This is a genomic window from Wocania arenilitoris, from assembly GCF_021728535.1.
Lineage (GTDB): Bacteria > Bacteroidota > Bacteroidia > Flavobacteriales > Flavobacteriaceae > Wocania_A > Wocania_A arenilitoris.
The window spans coordinates 200,402-219,530 of record NZ_JAKKDU010000003.1; the positions used below are offsets into that span (position 1 = coordinate 200,402).

At 33.7% G+C, this 19,129-nt stretch carries 15 protein-coding genes and 1 tRNA gene; 6 read left to right on the top strand and 10 right to left on the bottom strand.

The genetic code is table 11. The features are described 5' to 3' along the window. Positions 1 to 149: 149 nt before the first annotated feature. The 4 genes from rpsB to L3X37_RS03570 all read right to left on the bottom strand — a co-directional run bounded on the left by rpsB (position 150) and on the right by L3X37_RS03570 (position 3,062). Entirely contained in the window at positions 150 to 932 is a 783-nt protein-coding gene (gene rpsB, locus L3X37_RS03555) for a 30S ribosomal protein S2 (RefSeq protein WP_237238802.1), read from the bottom strand. A gap of 193 nt (positions 933 to 1,125) precedes the next feature. After that, positions 1,126 to 1,512 (bottom strand): 30S ribosomal protein S9, encoded by a 387-nt coding sequence (gene rpsI, locus L3X37_RS03560; RefSeq protein ID WP_237238803.1) that lies wholly within the window; start codon positions 1,510 to 1,512, stop codon positions 1,126 to 1,128. Beyond that, entirely contained in the window at positions 1,512 to 1,967 is a 456-nt protein-coding gene (gene rplM, locus L3X37_RS03565) for a 50S ribosomal protein L13 (protein WP_237238804.1), read from the bottom strand. The genes rpsI and rplM overlap by 1 nt, the downstream gene beginning before the upstream one ends. Before the next feature lie 132 nt (positions 1,968 to 2,099). Next, positions 2,100 to 3,062, bottom strand: a complete 963-nt coding sequence (locus tag L3X37_RS03570) for an L-threonylcarbamoyladenylate synthase (RefSeq protein ID WP_237238805.1) — start codon at positions 3,060 to 3,062, stop codon at positions 2,100 to 2,102. Positions 3,063 to 3,179: 117 nt separating this feature from the next. On the opposite strand from L3X37_RS03570, the gene L3X37_RS03575 reads away from it, so the two are divergent. After that, positions 3,180 to 5,132, top strand: a complete 1,953-nt coding sequence (locus tag L3X37_RS03575; RefSeq protein WP_237238806.1) for a YgiQ family radical SAM protein — start codon at positions 3,180 to 3,182, stop codon at positions 5,130 to 5,132. Between the two features lie 41 nt (positions 5,133 to 5,173). Here the strand turns inward: L3X37_RS03575 and L3X37_RS03580 are convergent, their stop codons facing one another. From L3X37_RS03580 to L3X37_RS03595, 4 genes are all read right to left on the bottom strand, one after another. After that, positions 5,174 to 5,917, bottom strand: a complete 744-nt coding sequence (locus L3X37_RS03580) for a glycosyltransferase family 2 protein (protein ID WP_237238807.1) — start codon at positions 5,915 to 5,917, stop codon at positions 5,174 to 5,176. Between the two features lie 6 nt (positions 5,918 to 5,923). Further along, positions 5,924 to 7,417 (bottom strand): hypothetical protein, encoded by a 1,494-nt coding sequence (locus L3X37_RS03585; protein ID WP_237238808.1) that lies wholly within the window; start codon positions 7,415 to 7,417, stop codon positions 5,924 to 5,926. 1 nt (position 7,418) lies between these two features. Then, entirely contained in the window at positions 7,419 to 10,271 is a 2,853-nt protein-coding gene (gene polA, locus L3X37_RS03590; RefSeq protein ID WP_237238809.1) for a DNA polymerase I, read from the bottom strand. 76 nt (positions 10,272 to 10,347) lie between these two features. Further along, positions 10,348 to 11,355 (bottom strand): isoaspartyl peptidase/L-asparaginase family protein, encoded by a 1,008-nt coding sequence (locus L3X37_RS03595; RefSeq protein WP_237238810.1) that lies wholly within the window; start codon positions 11,353 to 11,355, stop codon positions 10,348 to 10,350. Positions 11,356 to 11,432: 77 nt separating this feature from the next. On the opposite strand from L3X37_RS03595, the gene L3X37_RS03600 reads away from it, so the two are divergent. The 3 genes from L3X37_RS03600 to L3X37_RS03610 all read left to right on the top strand — a co-directional run bounded on the left by L3X37_RS03600 (position 11,433) and on the right by L3X37_RS03610 (position 13,904). After that, the gene (locus tag L3X37_RS03600) at positions 11,433 to 12,155 is read left to right on the top strand and encodes a copper homeostasis protein CutC (RefSeq protein ID WP_237238811.1); all 723 of its coding nucleotides are present in this window, start codon (positions 11,433 to 11,435) and stop codon (positions 12,153 to 12,155) included. Positions 12,156 to 12,229: 74 nt separating this feature from the next. Next, entirely contained in the window at positions 12,230 to 13,465 is a 1,236-nt protein-coding gene (locus L3X37_RS03605) for a metallophosphoesterase (RefSeq protein ID WP_237238812.1), read from the top strand. 142 nt (positions 13,466 to 13,607) lie between these two features. Further along, positions 13,608 to 13,904, top strand: coding sequence for a thioredoxin family protein (locus L3X37_RS03610; protein WP_237238813.1), 297 nt, complete (start codon positions 13,608 to 13,610; stop codon positions 13,902 to 13,904). Between the two features lie 43 nt (positions 13,905 to 13,947). Here L3X37_RS03610 and L3X37_RS03615 read toward each other — a convergent pair whose 3' ends face one another. Together L3X37_RS03615 and L3X37_RS03620 are read right to left on the bottom strand one after the other, a co-directional pair. Next, positions 13,948 to 14,613, bottom strand: coding sequence for a polysaccharide deacetylase family protein (locus L3X37_RS03615; RefSeq protein ID WP_237238814.1), 666 nt, complete (start codon positions 14,611 to 14,613; stop codon positions 13,948 to 13,950). Positions 14,614 to 14,617: 4 nt separating this feature from the next. Further along, positions 14,618 to 18,139 (bottom strand): glycosyltransferase family 117 protein, encoded by a 3,522-nt coding sequence (locus tag L3X37_RS03620; RefSeq protein ID WP_237238815.1) that lies wholly within the window; start codon positions 18,137 to 18,139, stop codon positions 14,618 to 14,620. A 207-nt stretch (positions 18,140 to 18,346) separates the two neighbouring features. Here L3X37_RS03620 and L3X37_RS03625 point away from each other — a divergent pair. Then, positions 18,347 to 18,419 (top strand) — tRNA-Gln (locus L3X37_RS03625). A gap of 241 nt (positions 18,420 to 18,660) precedes the next feature. Next, entirely contained in the window at positions 18,661 to 19,122 is a 462-nt protein-coding gene (gene rimP, locus L3X37_RS03630; protein ID WP_237238816.1) for a ribosome assembly cofactor RimP, read from the top strand. Positions 19,123 to 19,129: the final 7 nt, after the last annotated feature.

Sequence of the window (19,129 nt, forward strand, 5' to 3'; positions counted from 1 at the left end):
AATTATAATTTAAAAAAGTCGTTCATATTTTGGATGAGGTTCCCGCCTTTGCGGGAATGACATTTAAAAAGGAAACCTTGACGCCGAAACGTCAAGGAATATTTTTTCAAAAAAGAACCAAACGACTTATTTGTTTTGTATTAATGTTTTTATTCTTCTTCTTCAGCAACTACTTCAGCTTTTTTAGCTGGTGCAGCTTTTGCTTTTGGAGCCTCTTCTTTTGGTACAGCTGCAGCATCTTTTTCGGCTTTACGCTCAGCTAAACCTCCAGCTATTGCAGAAGCAACATGAGATAATATTTTATCAATTGATTTAGAAGCGTCATCGTTTGCAGGAATAACGTAATCAACTTGACGTGGATCAGAGTTGGTGTCAACCATTGCAAAAATTGGAATGTTTAATTTTTGAGCTTCTTTAATCGCGATATGCTCACGTTTAATATCTACAACAAACAGAGCTCCTGGTAAACGCGTCATGTCGCTAATAGAGCCTAAGTTTTTTTCTAACTTAGCTCTTAAACGATCAACTTGTAAACGCTCTTTTTTAGATAGGGTCATGAAAGTGCCGTCTTTCTTCATTCTATCAATAGAAGCCATTTTTTTTACCGCTTTTCTAATAGTAACAAAGTTTGTTAACATACCACCTGGCCATCTTTCAGTAATGTAAGGCATGTTAATGTCTCCAGCTTTTTCTGCAACTATATCTTTTGCTTGTTTTTTTGTTGCAACGAATAAAATTTTACGTCCAGAAGCTGCAATTTTAGCAAGAGCTGCTCCAGCTTCGTCAATTTTAGCTGCTGTTTTGTAAAGGTTTATAATATGGATACCGTTACGCTCCATATATACGTAAGGTGCCATGTTAGGATCCCACTTACGTGTAAGGTGTCCGAAGTGTACACCTGCTTCAAGTAATTCTTTTACTTCTACTGCCATTCTGTAATAGTTTACGTTCTGTTGAATTAGCAATGGTTAAGTGGTCATTTTTTTAAATTCGCCTCAACCATTTAGATGCTAAACTAAATCCTGCTTTTACACTAGGACAACAATAACTGTGTTTAAATTTATTTTTTTGTTTTGAAAATGATAAAGAAATCTGCAATACAAATCCTGTACCAAGTCCAGAATATTAACGTTTCGAGAACTGGAATTTTTTACGCGCTTTCTTCTGACCGAATTTTTTACGCTCTACCATTCTTGGGTCTCTTGTTAATAAGCCTTCTGGTTTTAAGATTAATCTGTTTTCAGCATCTAATTCGCACATAGCACGAGAAATTGCTAATCGAACAGCTTCTGCTTGCCCAGTAATACCACCTCCATATACATTTACTGTAATATCAAAGTTGGCGTCATTGTTAGTCATAACTAAAGGTTGTTTTACTTTGTACTGTAAAGTAGCAGTAGTAAAATAATTAGCTAAGTCTTTTTTATTAATTGTAATGTTTCCTTTTCCTTTAGAAACATAAGCGCGCGCAACAGCCGTTTTTCTACGGCCAATTTTGTGAATTACATCCATTATTTGAATTCGTTTAAGTTAATTGTTTTTGGTTTTTGAGCTTCGTGTTTATGCTCTGAACCAACAACAACTGTTAGGTTACGGAATAAATCTGCACCTAATTTGTTTTTAGGGAGCATTCCTTTAACTGATTTTTCTACTACTCTTGCAGGGTCTTTCCCGTACAATTCTGTAGCAGTTAAACTTCTTTGTCCTCCTGGGTAACCTGTATGACGAATGTATGACTTGTCATTCCATTTGTTTCCAGATAACGTGATTTTTTCTGCATTGATAATAATAACATTATCGCCGCAATCTACATGAGGTGTGAAGTTTGGCTTGTGTTTACCTCTTAAAAGCTTTGCAACTTTAGATGATAAACGACCAAGCGCCTGACCTTCAGCATCAACTAAAACCCACTCTTTATTTGCAGTAGCTTTGTTTGCTGAAATCGTTTTGTAGCTTAATGTGTCCACACTTTAAATTTTTTCTAATTAAACATTCCTCTCTCAAAAAGAGTTTGCAAATTTACGATTATATATTTGATTAACAAACCTAGTTTAAGGTTTTTTTGTAGTTGAAAATCAGATGCCTAAACGTGTGCAAAATTAACTGCTAAAAGTGGCGCGTTGCAATCTGTCGTTTATAGATTTTCCTAGACCAAAATCAGGGCACTTTTCTGCGATTATAACATCTAGATTTTGGTGATCTAAATCGTGCATAGCATTATATAGGTGTGATGCTGCTTCTTGCAGATCTCCTTTTTTAGATAAAATAATTTGAGATATAATATTGCTATCTTTTATGGCTGATTTAAAAACTAAGACCCCAATGCGTTTTCCTAAATGCTTTTTTAATTCTTGTGAAATATTATTGGTTAGAAATGTTTTGGTCGATGGCGCATAATGGCGTTCTAGCATACCTGGAGCATCAGGACTGATTTCTTTTTTGTTTTTTATGGCTACTTTACCTATTACGGCCTCAATATCTTCTATAGCCAAAGCGCCTAAACGATAAATGATAGGTTCATCATTTTCAAAACCTATGATGGTTGATTCTATGCCATTGGAGCATGGGCCTCCATCTAAAACCTGACCGATAGCATCTTTAAAATAACGTTCGACGTGTTCTGGTTTTGTAGGGCTAATACTCCCGAAAGGGTTGGCGCTTGGCGCTGCTAAAGGAAATGGAAGTTGTTTTAGTAACTCCAAAGTTAGTGGGTGTTTGGGTACACGCACTGCTACGGTGTCTTTTCCTGCAGTGATTATATCTGGTATTGTGGCGTGTTTTTCTAAAACCAAGGTCATTGATCCTGGCCAAAAGGCTTCGGCTAATAATCTTGCTTTTTCTGGCACGTAACTTACAATATCATCTAAAGTATCAGTTGATGGAATATGAACAATAAGTGGATTGAAGAATGGACGTTTTTTAGTTTCAAAAATACTTTTTATAGCTTTTTCACTGTATATGTTTCCTGCGAGACCGTATACCGTTTCAGTAGGTATGGCTACCAGTTTATCTGCACTTAAAAGTGCAATAGCTTTTTGTATGTCCTTCGAAATAATGCTCATTAAAATTATTTAAAGCGCTGCAAAAATACATGGATTTCTTGAAATTACTAATTTGTGGAGAGGTCATTCTTTCAAATGTCATGCGATGCGTAGTTTTTTGTCTATTTTTGCAATGCTATGCAGGAGTTAAAACTTTCCAGTTGGTTACCTACCACGAATAAAGAGGTGAAAATACGGGGATGGGATGAACTAGATGTTATCCTATTTAGTGGTGATGCTTATGTGGATCATCCGTCATTCGGACCTGCAGTAATAGGACGTATTTTAGAAAGCTATGGTTTGCGTGTTGCCATAGTGCCTCAGCCTAATGTAAATGATAATCTCCAAGATTTTGTTAAACTAGGAGCACCCAAATTGTTTTTTGGTGTTACTGGTGGTTGTATGGATCCGATGGTGAGTAATTATAACGCTAATAAAAAGCGACGCGATAAAGATGCATACACCCCTAATGGTGATATTGGGTTTCGACCTGATTATGCCACAACGGTTTACTCCAAAATTTTAAAGGAAAAATGGCCTCACGTACCTATTTTACTTGGTGGGATTGAAGCATCGTTGCGTCGTGTGACGCATTACGATTATTGGAGTGATACGCTAATGCCTACTATTTTGGAAAGCTCTAAAGCGGATATGTTGGTGTATGGAATGGGAGAGCAACCATTGAGAGAAGTGGTGCGTTTAATGCAAAAGGGGGTGCCGTTTTCTAGCATTACAACTATTAAGCAAACGGCTGTTTTATTGGATGCGGAGGCAAAAATCCCTAAGAATATTAATTGGGAAGATGTTGAGATTGCATCGCATGAGGTTTGTTTGAAGGATAAAAAGAAATTTGCTTCTAATTTTAAAATCATAGAGCAAGAGAGTAATAAATTGGCGGCGCGACGCATTTTTCAAAAGGTAGGAGGTAAAACGTTGATGATTAATCCACCTTACCCGACAATGACGGAGGACGACATTGATGCGTCTTTCGATTTGCCTTATACTAGATTACCACATCCTAAATACAACAAACGAGGGCCTATTCCTGCGTTTGAAATGATTAAATTCTCTATTAATATCCATAGAGGTTGTTTTGGAGGCTGTAGTTTTTGTACCATATCGGCACATCAAGGAAAGTTTATTGCTTCTCGTAGTCAGGGATCGGTACTGCGAGAGGTAGATAAGGTAGCAAATATGCCAGATTTTAAAGGGTACTTATCTGATATTGGTGGCCCAAGTGCAAACATGTACAAGATGAAAGGTAAAGTGCAGGAAATATGTGATCGATGTGTAGCGCCTTCTTGTATTTCGCCTGTCATTTGTAGCAACCTGGATACGTCTCATAAGCCTTTAACTAAGTTGTATCAGGCAGTAGATAGTCATCCGAAAGTAAAGAAATCGTTTATTGGTAGCGGTATTCGTCATGATATGTTAGTGCCAGAATTTAATAAAAATGCCGACCCTAAAGAGTTGGATGATTATACTGAAGAAGTGATGACGAAGCATGTGTCTGGACGTTTAAAAGTAGCGCCAGAACATACCAGCGATCCTGTGTTGAAATTGATGCGTAAACCCTCGTTTAGTTATTTCCATAAGTTTAAGGAGCGTTTCGATAAGATCAATATTAAAAAAGGGTTGAAGTTACAACTGATACCGTATTTTATTTCAAATCATCCAGCTTGCGAAGCCGAAGATATGGCTAATTTGGCTGCCGAAACTAAAGATATGGGCTTTCAATTAGAACAGGTGCAGGGTTTTACGCCAACACCTATGACAGTGGCTACGGTAATATATTATAGTGGGTATCATCCTTACACACTTAAAAAAGTTAAAACCCCAAAGACTAGAAAAGAAAAGGATGAACAACATCGGTTTTTCTTTTGGTATAAAGATGAAAATAAGACGTGGATTAAAAACACCTTGAATAAATTAGGACGTCAAGATTTATTAGATGTATTACTGCCTGCTAAAACTGAAAAATGGCGTAAAAATAAACCTAGCGGTGAAGCCAAACATACCTTTGACGATGCGGTACCTTTTAATAAACGGAAGAATAAGGTGAAGTATAGGGGGAAGAAGAAGCGGAGGTAATTATACTTTTGTTTTTTAATAAATGCAAAAAAAGACTAAGTTTATTTTCTAAAAATAGAGGATTTAATATTCAAATTTTTATCAAGAAAATATTCGATGGAAGTTTTTAACACCCCAAGTCCATATTTACAACTTCTTTTAAAATTTATTGAAGAGGCGTCTTCAAAATATTTTGTAGGACATGTAATTTCTGCAATTTCATAATTATTGTAACATATTTGTGCTAGCATTTGATTATCAAAAACAAAATCATCAGAATTTATATTGAAATTTATTGTATTTAAAACTTCAGATGAAAATGCTCTGTACCCCGAATGATACTCTGAAAGTTTTTGTTTCATAAGGATATTTTGAAATAATGTTAAACAACGGTTTGCAAAATATTTGTAATAAGGCATACCACCTTTTAAAGCTCCCATTCCTAATATTCTTGAACCTAGAACAACATGATATAAATCGTTAGCAATTAAGTAGCACATTGAATGAATTAGCTTTGGGGTGTATTGGTAATCTGGATGTAACATAACAATAATATCTCCATTTAACTCTAAAGACTTATTGTAGCATGACTTTTGGTTGGCTCCGTACCCAGAATTAATTTCGTGCTTGATGATGTGTTTAATATTTAATTCTTGAGCAACTATAAATGTGTCGTCGGTACTATAATCATCAACTAATATAATTTCATCAACAATATCAAAAGGGATTTCTTGATATGTTTTTTTTAAAGTTTTTGCAGCATTATAAGCAGGTAAAACAATTATAATCTTTTTATTGTCAATCATTTTAATTTATCTGGTTTTAGATAATTTAACAAGTTCTAATTCATCTTTTTTATAGATGGAATTGCCCTTAGACTTGAGCCATTTGTATGTTGATTTATCAAGATCTATTATATTATGATCAAGCAAAACATAATCAGCGACATATTTATTTATTATACCTTCTCTTATTGAGTCAGTCGTTGATTTTGAAAAAAAAATGTTTAAATTTTGTCTTCTTTCAACTATATCATCTACCCAATAAAGCGGATGCCCTGATGATAATACTTTACCGTTAAAAGCAGGAATCATCGAATTTGTAAGGCCATGAGACAGTATTAAGTCATCTGACTTAACCATGGTTTTGAGAAATGAAAATTTTTCATAGTAGCGAATATCTTTTTCTTTAAAAACTTGTATAAAGGTATGATAGTTGTCTCCCTTATTTATAATAACTGATGCAAAAAAAGCTACAGATAGTATTGTCAAATAGATTTTGTTCTTAAAACGAGATTCTTTGATTAAATTATAAATAATGTAAGCTATAAGAAAATGACCAAGCATCATAATATTAGAAATGACTCTTGAAAATCCATATACCCCAAGAATATATCCTCCTATATAAATCAAGAAAAGTAGAGTTGTCGTAATTAATAAAAAATCAATGATATGATCTTTTTTGTAGAAAAAAAGATAAGGAATGATGGTTAATAGCGGCCAAATTCTTTTATAAAAGCCTTTGTAAAGCTCTATTGAATCACTATGGAAATCTGCGGTATTTCCGCTTAACAAATCAAATAAATTGTAGTAGGGCCATAATAAACATAATATCAAACTAGGTATTATTATTTTTGATGACTTTAAAAAGCATTTCTTTACAGAATAGCCATTATAAACAAAATAAATAGCAACAATTGAAACGTTAAGCGGGATTACAGTAGTAGGATGTGTAATAGCAACAACAGAATTTAAAGCAATGATTCCTGATAAAAAATAATAATTATCTTGCTTTATGTCCCTTAGCACAACCGCTAAAATTAGAAAGACCAAAGCCATAGCAAACGTTGATGGGTATGGCAGTACGTAATGTAAAGTTGTAAAATGGAAAAAACCGCTCCATTTGTAGGGATTATTACCCCAAAAAAATAAAGTAAGTATCAAGCTTATTGAAGCGATAATGTTGTAATCTTCTTTAAATAAAGATTTACAAAATAAGTAGAAACTAAAAAGGAAAAAGATTAGATTAAAAAAGGCAAAAAACTCAAGTGATTCTATGGGACTAAACCCCGAAATTTTAGAAAATAATGAAACAACAACAGAATAAGGGGAGAAAAATGCATGGGGTATATCTGCCCTTATCATTGGATTTGTTGGGTTTGCTAAATTGTTTGTCAGTTCCTTTACAACAGCACAGTGTTCCCAAAAATCTCCAGACCACCCTCCCTGTAAAATCATTATTACTCCATAAATACCTAATGTAGTAGCTAGGATCAAATAATTGTATTTAGATTTTAAAACTTTCATTCTAATGCGCCTCCAACCAATTCAAACCAGTATCCAACTCCACATCCAATGGCACATCCATTTTAAAAGCATTTTCCATTTCAGTTTTTACCAAAACTTTGATGTTATCCAATTCTGGTTTGTAAACATCAAACACCAATTCATCATGCACTTGTAAAAGCATTTTGGTTTTAAAATTGCCTTCTTGTAGTTTATTGTAAATACTAATCATGGCAATTTTAATAATATCTGCAGCACTACCTTGAATGGGTGCGTTTACCGCATTACGTTCTGCAGCACCACGAACTACCGCGTTACGGGAATTAATATCTTTTAAATAACGACGCCGCCCTAAAACGGTTTGCACATAGCCATTGTCACGCGCAAAATCGACTTGCTCACTCATGTAGGCACGTAATTTTGGATAAGTTGCGTAATACGTGTCAATAAGTTCTTTAGATTCACTTCTGGATAAATCGGTTTGATTGCTTAATCCGAAGGCAGAAACCCCATAAATAATCCCGAAGTTCACCGTTTTAGCATTGCTACGTTGCTCACGGGTGACTTCATTTAAAGGTACATTAAATACTTTTGAGGCTGTAGAGGCATGAATATCTTCTCCGTTTTTAAAGGCTTCAATCATGGTTTCTTCTTTACTTAAGGCAGCAATAATACGGAGTTCTATTTGCGAGTAATCGGCTGCTAATAAAATATAATCTTCATTCCTAGGGATAAAGGCTTTTCTAACTTGTCTTCCTCGTTCTGTGCGGATAGGAATATTTTGAAGATTTGGATTATTACTACTCAAACGACCTGTAGCTGCAACAGTTTGCATATAATCGGTATGCACACGCCCTGTGGTTTCTTCAACTTGTGTTGGTAAGGCGTCAACATAGGTGCTTTTTAATTTTGATAACCCACGAAAATCTAAAATATTTTGAATAATTTCGTGCTCTTTAGCTAAGTAACTCAATACTTCTTCTGCGGTTGAGTATTGTCCTGTTTTAGTCTTTTTTGGCTTATCAACCAGTTTAAGTTTTTCAAATAAAATAATGCCTAATTGTTTTGGTGATGCAATGTTAAACTCTTCGCCTGCCTCAGCATATATTTTGCTTTCTAAGGCTTTAATGTCCTTATCCAGTTGCTCAGATAGACCATTTAAAAAAGCTTTATCTAAATTAATACCTTCTAATTCCATGGCTGCTAAAACACGAAGTAGAGGGATTTCAATCTCATCAAATAATTTTTGGGTATTGGCTTCGCCTAATTCGTTTTGAAAATGCTCTTTTAATTGCAAAGTAATATCAGCATCTTCAACGGCATATTCGGTTTGTTTGTCTAACGAAACCTCACGCATCGAAAGTTGATTTTTACCTTTTTTACCAATCAATTCAGTTATTGATATTGGGGTGTAATTTAAATAGGTTTCTGCCAATACATCCATATTGTGACGCATATCGGGGTTAATCAAATAGTGCGCTAACATGGTATCAAACAATTTGCCTTTTACTTCAACATTATATTTTGCTAAAACTTTAATATCATATTTTAAATTCTGACCAATTTTTTCAATCGATTCGCTTTCAAAAAACGGACGTAATTGTTCAATAAGTTCTTGAGCTTCGTCTCTGTTTTCAGGAATAGGTAAATAAAACCCTTTGCCAATTTCCCACGAAAAAGCAATACCAACCAATTCAGCAGTAATAGGATTAATACCAGTAGTTTCGGTATCAAAACACACTGAATTTTGGCTCATCAAGTTTTTAATAAAAAGTTTGGTTGCCATTCCAGGAGCTACACTTTGGTAAAAATGCGATGTCGTTTCTGTGGTTTTGCGTGTAAAAGTGTTTTCTGTTGTCGCTTCCGCGGAATTGTTATCGCCTCCAAATAATGAAAATTGCCCCGAACCAGCAGATTTAACTTCTTTTGGCGTTGCTTTTGTTTCCGTTTTTTCTGAAGTTTTTTCGATTGCAGTTTGCGCAGTTTCAGTTTCAGATGAAAACGTTTTTAAAAAATTATCAGTTAATCTTCTAAACTCTAATTCCTGAAATATTTCTTTAACCTTTTCAACATCAGGATGATCCAATTCAAAATCTTTTGCATTAAAAGTTACTGGAACATCCAGCATAATAGTAGCTAATTTTTTTGAGAGTAATCCCAATTCGCCATTAGCTTCAACTTTCTCTTTCATTTTACCTTTTAGCTGATCGGTGTTTGCTAATAAGCCTTCCATACTGCCAAATTGTGCAATAAATTTTTTGGCAGTTTTTTCGCCAACTCCCGGTAATCCAGGAATGTTATCGCTGGAATCTCCCATCATTCCTAGAAAATCAATTACCTGCATGGGGTCGGTAACCTCAAACTTTTTCTGCACTTCTGGTATGCCCCAAGTTTCATAACCTCCACCAAACACTGGTCGATACATAAAAATATTCTCGGTTACTAATTGCGCAAAATCCTTGTCAGGCGTTACCATATAAGTTTTGTAGCCTTCTTTTTCTGCTTGACGGGATAGTGTTCCGATTACATCATCGGCTTCATAGCCTTCTTTTACCATAATAGGAATGTGCATGGCTTTAAGAATTTCCATAATATATGGAATAGCCGTTTTTATACCTTCAGGGGTTTCATCTCTATTGGCTTTGTAGGCTTCAAACATTTCAACACGGTCTGTACTACCACCTTTATCAAAACAAACGGCTAAATGGTCTGGTCGTTCACGTTTTATAACATCTAACAATGAGTTCATAAAACCCATAATCGCTGAGGTGTCTTCACCTTTTGAATTGATTCTAGGATTTTTAATAAAGGCGTAATAGCCACGGAAAATTAATGCATAAGCATCAACCAGAAATAGTCGTTTTTGTTCAGACATTTTATTTGTTTAGATAGAAAATCAAAGCTACGAAAAGTTGGAGTTCAAAATTTTAAATAAGTAAAATATTTATAGATTACGCTTTATCCTTCAAATAATAATCCGATTGATAATTCTCATTTTTACCATCTTGATATTTTGTCATACTAAACCACTCGTGAATAGAATACGATCCCGTTTCACCTTGTTTATTAACGGCAATGTACCCCACCTGAAAGTTTTTGTAATTACTATTAGGTTTGTTTACAATTCTACCAATAGCTTCTTCGCAAGCCTCTTGTGGCGATTTACCTTGGCGCATTAACTCCACCACTAAAAAGCTACCCACGGTTTTAACAACTTCTTCGCCTAAACCTGTAGCAACTGCTCCGCCAACTTCGTTATCAATAAATAAACCAGAGCCAATTATTGGCGAATCACCAACACGACCAGCTATTTTATAAGCAAGTCCGCTAGTGGTACACGCGCCAGAAATATCACCATTTTTATCAATAGCAAGCATGCCAATGGTATCATGGTTTTCAATGTTTATAATAGGTTTATATTCTTTTTCAACAAGCCACTCTTCCCATTCTTTTTTAGATTTCTCGGTAAGTAAGTTTTCTTGTTTCATACCACTTTTAACAGCAAATTGTTCTGCGCCTTTACCTGCAAGCATAACATGAGGCGTGTCTTCCATTACTTTTCTAGCTACGGAAATAGCATGGGTAATATTTTGCATGTAAACAACGGCGCCGCAATCACCATCTTTATTCATAATGCAAGCATCAAGTGTTACATTGCCATCTCGATCGGGTCTCCCGCCTTTACCAACAGATTGATTTTTTTCATCGGCTTCTTCAATCATAACACCTTGTTCTAAAGCATCTAAAACAGAACCATTATTTTGTAAAACACCCCAAGCTTTTGCCGTAGCGTTTGGTACATTCCAAGTGGCAATTACTAACGGCAACGATGCTTTTGTTTTTGAGGTCGTTGTTGTTGAGTCTTCTTTTTTGTTTTCTGCACAGTTTAAAATTGAACTTCCAACGGCTACTCCAACACTACTTAATGATGCATTTTTAATAAAGTTTCTTCTTTTCACGCGTTTAATTTTTAGTAATTGATTAATATAAGATAACTTAGATTTTTTAATTAATTTAGTCATCTAATATACTAAAAATGCTACTAGAAATTTGTGCCAATTCTTATCGTTCAGCTATTCATGCTGATAATGCAGGAGCAAACCGTATCGAGCTATGTTCAGAGCTAGCAATAGGTGGCATAACACCTAGCTTTGGTTTAGTTAAAAAAGTTACAGAAACGCTTAAAATACCTGCGTTTGTTTTAGTACGACCAAGAAGCGGAAATTTTACTTATTCTGATGATGAATTTGACATTATGAAATATAATATTATGCAATGTAAAGCATTGGGTTGTAGTGGTATTGTTTCAGGTATTTTGAATGAAGATAATACTATCGATATAGAGCGAACAAAAGAATTAGTTGAGCTTGCAAAACCTTTGCCTTTTACATTTCATAGAGCGTTTGATTGGGTTAAAAAGCCACTAGAAGCCATTGATCAACTTGCCGATTTAGAAGTAGATAGAATATTAACATCTGGACAAGAAACTAGTGCTGAAAAAGGCATCGAACGACTAAAACAACTAAAACAAAAAGCTAAAAACCGTATTATAATACTTCCAGGAAGTGGTATAAATGTTAATAATGCTTTATTGTTTAAAGATGCTGGTTTTAGCGAAATACATTGTTCTGCTTCTACACTAAGACAAGTTATTGAAACACCAAAAATATCTATGAATAGCACTTCTTTTTTTGATGAGCGTTTTGAAGCCTATTCCGACACCAAAAAAATTTCAAACATCTTAAAGGTAATTCTGTAGTATAAATTTAACATGTTATTAAAAGTTCTTCGCTTTTTTTACGACTATCTTTGCTCGAATTATAAATATGTTTTATGCTGCGCTGGATTGTTTTTATTGTCATTTTCGGAATATTAGACTTATACGCATTTCAGGCATTTAAAACGGTTGCAAGAAATAATTGGCTTCAAATATTATATTGGGCAGTTTCCATACTGGTAATTGGTAATTTTGTGTTTTACTATTTTGGTTTTAATAGAAGTGATGGTTTTTCTCATGCTCATGCCTATGCTTTTGGGTTTTTTATAACCATTCTAATCCCAAAAATGATTTTAGCTATTTCAATGATTGGAGAAGACATTTTTAGAGTTCCACTAGCTATTTATCGTTATTTTACTGAAGGAAATTCAGCCAAAGGAAATTATTTTGCATCCAGACGTCAATTTTTAAGCCAAATAGCATTGGGTATAGCAGCCATACCCTTTGCATCTATTTTATACGGAATTTATAGAGGCAAGTACAATTACAAAGTATTAAAATATGCCTTGTATTTTGAAGATTTACCACAAGCTTTTGATGGTTATAAGCTTACCCAAATAAGCGATATACATTCTGGTAGTTTTGATAATATGGATAAGGTGCGTTATGCAGTCGATTTAATAAACCAACAAGAAAGTGATGTGATATTGTTTACTGGAGATATTGTAAACAATAAAGCAGAAGAGTTAGTGCCCTACAAAGATGTTTTTAACAAGTTGAAAGCTAAAGATGGTATGTATTCGGTTTTGGGTAATCATGACTATGGCGATTATTTAAGATGGGATTCTGAGGAGGCTAAATCTCAAAATCTTGAAGATTTAAAGGCGTTACAAAATGAGATTGGGTTTGATGTGTTATTAAATGAAAGCAGATACATTGAAAAGGGTGGCGAAAAAATTGCCATAGTTGGGGTTGAAAATTGGGGCGCTGGCGGATTTAAAAAAGCTGGTGATTTAAAGAAAGCGTCTTCGGGGATTAAAAAAGATGATTTTAAAATATTAATGAGTCACGATCCATCACATTGGGAAAAGGAAGTTATTAAAGACGATTATCATTATCATTTAACACTTAGCGGACATACTCATGGTATGCAATTTGGTATTGAAATTCCTGGGTGGTTTAAATGGAGTCCTGTAAAATGGCGTTATAAATATTGGGCAGGTATTTACAAAGAAATGGGGCAATATATAAATGTAAACAGAGGTTTTGGTTATTTGGCTTTCCCTGGTCGTGTTGGTATTTGGCCAGAAATAACCGTTATAGAGCTTAAAAAAGGCGTAAAACAAGCATAAACACTAATAAGTGTTGTGATTAATACATTTTTTTTTATATTTATAATTAAGTACAGATTAACGGGTTTAATTAGTTGATAATCAAACTAAATAAAAAATTGTAGGTTTGTGTGTACTATAAATTGATTTAAAACATTACAATATGTCAAAATTTGGAGAACTTATTGATGTAGACATTCCAGTTCTGTTAGACTTTTTTACTGAATGGAACGAGCAATCTACAGCAATGCATGCAGTACTTCGAGATGTTGCTGCAGCTTTAGGAGATAAAGCAAAAGTGATTAAAATTGATGTTGATAAAAATCAAGAATTAGCTGAAGCTTTGCGTGTTAAAGGCTTGCCAACACTAATTGTTTACAAAAATGGCGAAATGAAGTGGAGACAAAGTGGAGAGCAAGATGCCAACACACTTATTGGTATTATTCAGCAATACGTTTAACACGTTTTTGTCATTCCTGCGTAGGCAGTAATCCACAAATAGTTTAACTTAAAGACTCGAAACGATATCCTTTCCCACTAAAATATTCTAAAACCTTTGGTAAAGCATATTTCATGTTTTTTGATGCTTTAATACTATCGTGAAACACAATAATACTGCCGTTTGTAGTTTTAGAAATAACATTGTTTAAACAGTTTTTAGGCGAAACTTTTGCATCCCAATCAAAAGACAACACATTCCACATGATTATTTTATAACCTAACTCGATGAGTTTTTTACCTTGTTTAGGTTTTATTTGTCCGTAAGGAGGTCTAAAAAGTTCTGAGTTCTGAGTTCTGAGTTCTGAGTTTTTTGAATTTGTGATTTGAGAGTTTATAACATTTTGAGCTTCAGAAATGTTATTTAAATAATCTTTGGTTTTAGTTTTCCAACCTTTTATATGATTATGTGTGTGATTACCAATAACATGACCACCATTTAATATATCTTGAAAAATACGAGGGTGCTCTTCAATATTATTGCCAATGCAAAAAAAAGAGGCTTTAGCATCATATTGCTTTAAAACATTTAAAGTCCAATTAGTAATTTCCGGAGTTGGTCCATCATCAAAAGTAAGGTAGATCGTTTTGTTAGTAGTAGGGATGTCCCAAATATAATTCGGAAACATCCGCTTTACTAACAAGGGTGTTTTTACTGGTGTTAAGACCATTACCTTAATCTGAATTAGCGGTATCTATTTGCAAGCTAGTGCTATCTGAAATATCTAAATCTGTACGTTGTTCTTCAAGTTCATCGTCACCATAAAAATGCTTAAACAACTTTAAGTAATTGTTAAAAATATCACCTTCGGTTTCAGCAAATTCAATGTCATATTCCACTAAAACATCTACAAGACCTTTGTAGCGTTGTATGTCGGTATAAATGTCTTCAAATAAACGCTCTTGGTTTTCAACTTTTAAACCACTGTAATAAGTTAAATTTTCTTGATATTTATTAGCTACTTCTTTAAATAATTGTTGTGCTTTTTCTTTATTTTCTACCTCGTAATAACCACTAATGTATGGCTCTAAAAGGGTATAAAAACCAAAATATTCAACAGGCATATTAGTCATAGCTATATCGGCTATTTCTTCAGCTTTATCAAGCTTATCTTCATTAATAAGTTGTTCCATTAAACGTGCTAAATTACCACGATAAGTAATAGAGTTTTTACGGGTTTCAACATCGTGATAAATGTCTGGACTTCCGCTATTACCCCAATCCCAATTTTTAACTTTTTCATACATAAAGTCGCTATCAACTCTACCCATATCAAACGGATTTGCTCTATCAACAGGTGTTTTTATTGGGACTAATTTATAGCACATACCATCAAGTTGAAGATAGTCTTTCATCCAAATATAGTCGTCTTCCGCGAAAGCACCACCAGTAAAATAAATAGGGCGTTTCCAATCATTATTGGCAACAATATCGAGCATTAAAAGACGGTTTTTGTATAAAGCACCACCAGTAATATTAATATCAATATGTGGTACAATAAGGTCTGCGTCTTTTGGTTTTACAATGCCATATTTTAAGGTATTTTCTTTGTTAACAGGAAGTCTTAAAAACTCTGTTGGCAAATAATTCATGTTTAAGTCTTGATTTCTTACTTGCGATATATCTACGCCTTCTTGTTGTAATATATATTTATATTTAGACCTTGGATTATCGCTAGTTATAAAATTTAAAACTTCTTTTATTTCTAAAGTGTCTTTAACTACGTTTTCAACAATCACGTAATCGTTAGTACCAAATTTATAATCATCATGCGTTAATTGAGAAGGAATTGGGTCGCTTTGGTAGGCTTTACGTTTCATTTGATCGATATACCAATCCGTTTGGAATAAACTGGTATTTACAACGCGTACATCGGTTCGGTAGCCTTCAATTTCTTGGGCGTACCAAAGGGCGAAAGTATCGTTATCGCCAATGGTAAATAGTATGGCATTTTCATCGCAAGAATCTAAATATTTTCTAGCCATTGATCTTGCTGTGTATTTATCAGATCTATCATGGTCGTCCCAATTGTTTGCGGCTAAAACAACAGGAGTAATTAATGATATAACAATAATTGAAATAACTCTTATTGATGAAGATTTGAATATTTTTTGAATAATGAAAGTTATTATGTCAATTATTACAACAACAGAAATAATAGAAAATAATAAAAAACAAATACTCTTAAAAGCTAAAATCACATCAGCTAAAAAAGTATTTTGATTTTCAGGAGTTATATACTTAAACAAAAAGAATAATAATAAAGATGCGACTGCAAAAACCAACTCATAACTAAAATGTTTGTAGTTGTTTTTTATATTTTCTTGAAGTCGATTAAATAAGCCATAAACCCCAAAACCAATCCAAATAGCAAATACATAAAATGATCCTACCACTGAGTAATCTCGCTCCCGAGGTTCAAACGGACGCACATTTGTGTAAAACTGAATAGCTAATCCTGTAAACAAGAAAAACACGAGCATTACCCAAAACGTTTTTTTATCGGTATTAAACAAGAAAAACATACCAATAAGCCCTAAAATTAAAGGTAAAAAATAGTAGGTGTTTCGCGCTTTGTTGTTTTTTACATCACTCGGCAAATTGTCTTGCGAATAGCCTAAATGCCACTCATCAATAGGTTTTATACCACTTATCCAGTTGCCGTGGTTATCATAACGCCCTTGAATATCATCTTGTCGCCCTGTAAAATTCCACATAAAATAACGCCAATACATATACCCAAGTTGGTATTCAAGCATATAAAGAATATTAGAGCCTAATGATGGTTTTTCAATATCGATGTAACTTTTAAATCGTTTTAAAAAGCTGTAGTAATCTTCATAATCAACGTTTCCAATAGCCACATCATTTTTAAAATCAGATATCGCTTTACGGAGTTCGTTTTGCATTTGGTAATCTGGTTTTAGTTTAAAATCTAAAAACCCAGAAAACATCATATAATTTTCGGCATGTTCAGCGCTCCACATTCTAGGTAAAATAGAGGCGTGCTTAGAATTGTAGTTTTGTTTGGCATTTTTATAATCGTTTACAATAACGTATTTCCCTTTTTCTTTATCTTTTTCATATTTAGGTTTGTCATCTTTATACGGATCGTTTTTGTCAAGATAAGCAAACTGGTCTGTAAATAATGGTCCATAAAACAAGTGTGTTTCTGGGTATTGTTCCAAATTGTAATAGGCTAAAAGTTCTCTGGCACTTGAGGGGTTGTTTTCATTTACCGTAACATTCGCATTAGCACGAATTGGTAACATTAACCATGTAGAAAACCCTATAATAATAAAGGTTAAACAAAGGATGCCTGTATTTAAATGTGTGTATTGCTTTTGTCGCGTGTATTTTAACGCATAAAAAATAATACCTACTAATAATAGGCCTGCAATAATAGACCCTGAGTTAAACGGAAGCCCGATACTATTTACAAAAAAGATTTCAAAAACACTAAAAACTTTAAGGATATTAGGGGCTAATAATTTAAAAACAAACAATAAAATACCAACCGACACCACGTTAGCGATGATGAAATTTTTAACAGTAAAAGCTTTGTAATTTTTAAAATAATAAATGAGGCCAATAGCAGGAATGGTTAATAAACCCATAAAATGAACTCCAAAAGAAAGCCCAATTACAAATGCCATTAAAATAAGCCAACGGTTTCCACGTGGTTTATCCATGTCTTGTTCCCAACGTAAACCTAACCAAAATAGCACAGACATAATTAAAGTTGCCATGGCGTAAACCTCTGTTTCAACAGCATTAAACCAAAACGAATCGGTAAACGTAAATGCTAAACTGCCTACTAAACCGCTACCTAAAATAGCCATAGTTTGTTGCGGGTTTAAATCTTTTCCGTTAGTAACTAGCTTTTTTAACAGTAAAGTAATAGTCCAGAACATAAATAAAATGGTGAATGCACTGGCAATGGCACTCATCATATTCATCATCCAACCTATTTGAGAAGGTTCTAAAGCAAACATTGAAAAGAAAGCTCCCATCATTTGAAACAAAGGTGCTCCTGGAGGATGCCCAACCTGTAATTTTGCCGAAGTTAAAATATATTCTCCTGCATCCCAATAACTTACGGTAGGCTCAACAGTTAAGCTGTAAGTGATAAATGCAATTAAAAAAGAGAACCATCCTAAAATGGTATTCCATTTTTTAAAGTTTAAATGTGCCATAAAGTCTATCTGTATTTGCTTGGGCGAATTTAGTAATAAATATGAAATGTGGCATAACTATTTAGTTTGTCTTAACATAAAAGAATATTAATTAAGCATATATACGACCAATTGATTTTAAATAAACGTTGTTTACTCACAAATATTTTTAAAAAAATACTTGTTCAAATAAAACTTTGTACTAAATTTGCACCCTTAATTACACATTGGCCTATGGTGTAACTGGCAACACGTCTGGTTTTGGTCCAGAAGAGTCTAGGTTCGAGCCCTAGTAGGCCAACAAAGGTTAACCCTAATTATGAAAATAGTTAGGGTTTTTAAATAATTTGGCTTTGTTAGCTGTTAGTTAGTTTTATCTTGAAATAGAACTATTAATAGATAAAATATTTTTCTGCATTCTCATTATTTGAGATACTTGAAAATTTATACTTTAAAAATCAATAAAATATTATATATTTGCAGCGTTGAAAGGCAAAATAAGATAATGAGGGGACGGAAAGTCCCCTCTTTTTATACTAAAAATGTTTAAAAATACGGTTACAGATTTACTTGAAACAGCACTAAAAGAAAGAGAAGATTTATTTCTTATCGACTTTTCTATCGATAGTAACAATCACATCAAAGTTATTATTGATGGCGATAATGGTGTTTTAGTAGAAGACTGTATGTTTATTAGCAGAGCCATTGAGCATAATTTAGATAGAGAAGAACAAGATTTTTCTTTAGAAGTGATGTCGGCAGGAGCAACATCACCTTTAGTTCATAACAGGCAGTATAAAAAAAATATAGATAGAACGCTTAACGTAAAAACACCTTTAAACGAAATTGAAGGCAAACTTATTAAAGCAACCGACGATGATATTACACTAACTTGGAAAGTTAGAGAACCTAAACCAGTTGGTAAAGGCAAAACAACAGTTAAAAAAGAAGCAAGTATTGCTTATAAAGATATTGTAGAAGCAAAAGTTATGATAAAATTTTAATTCAGAG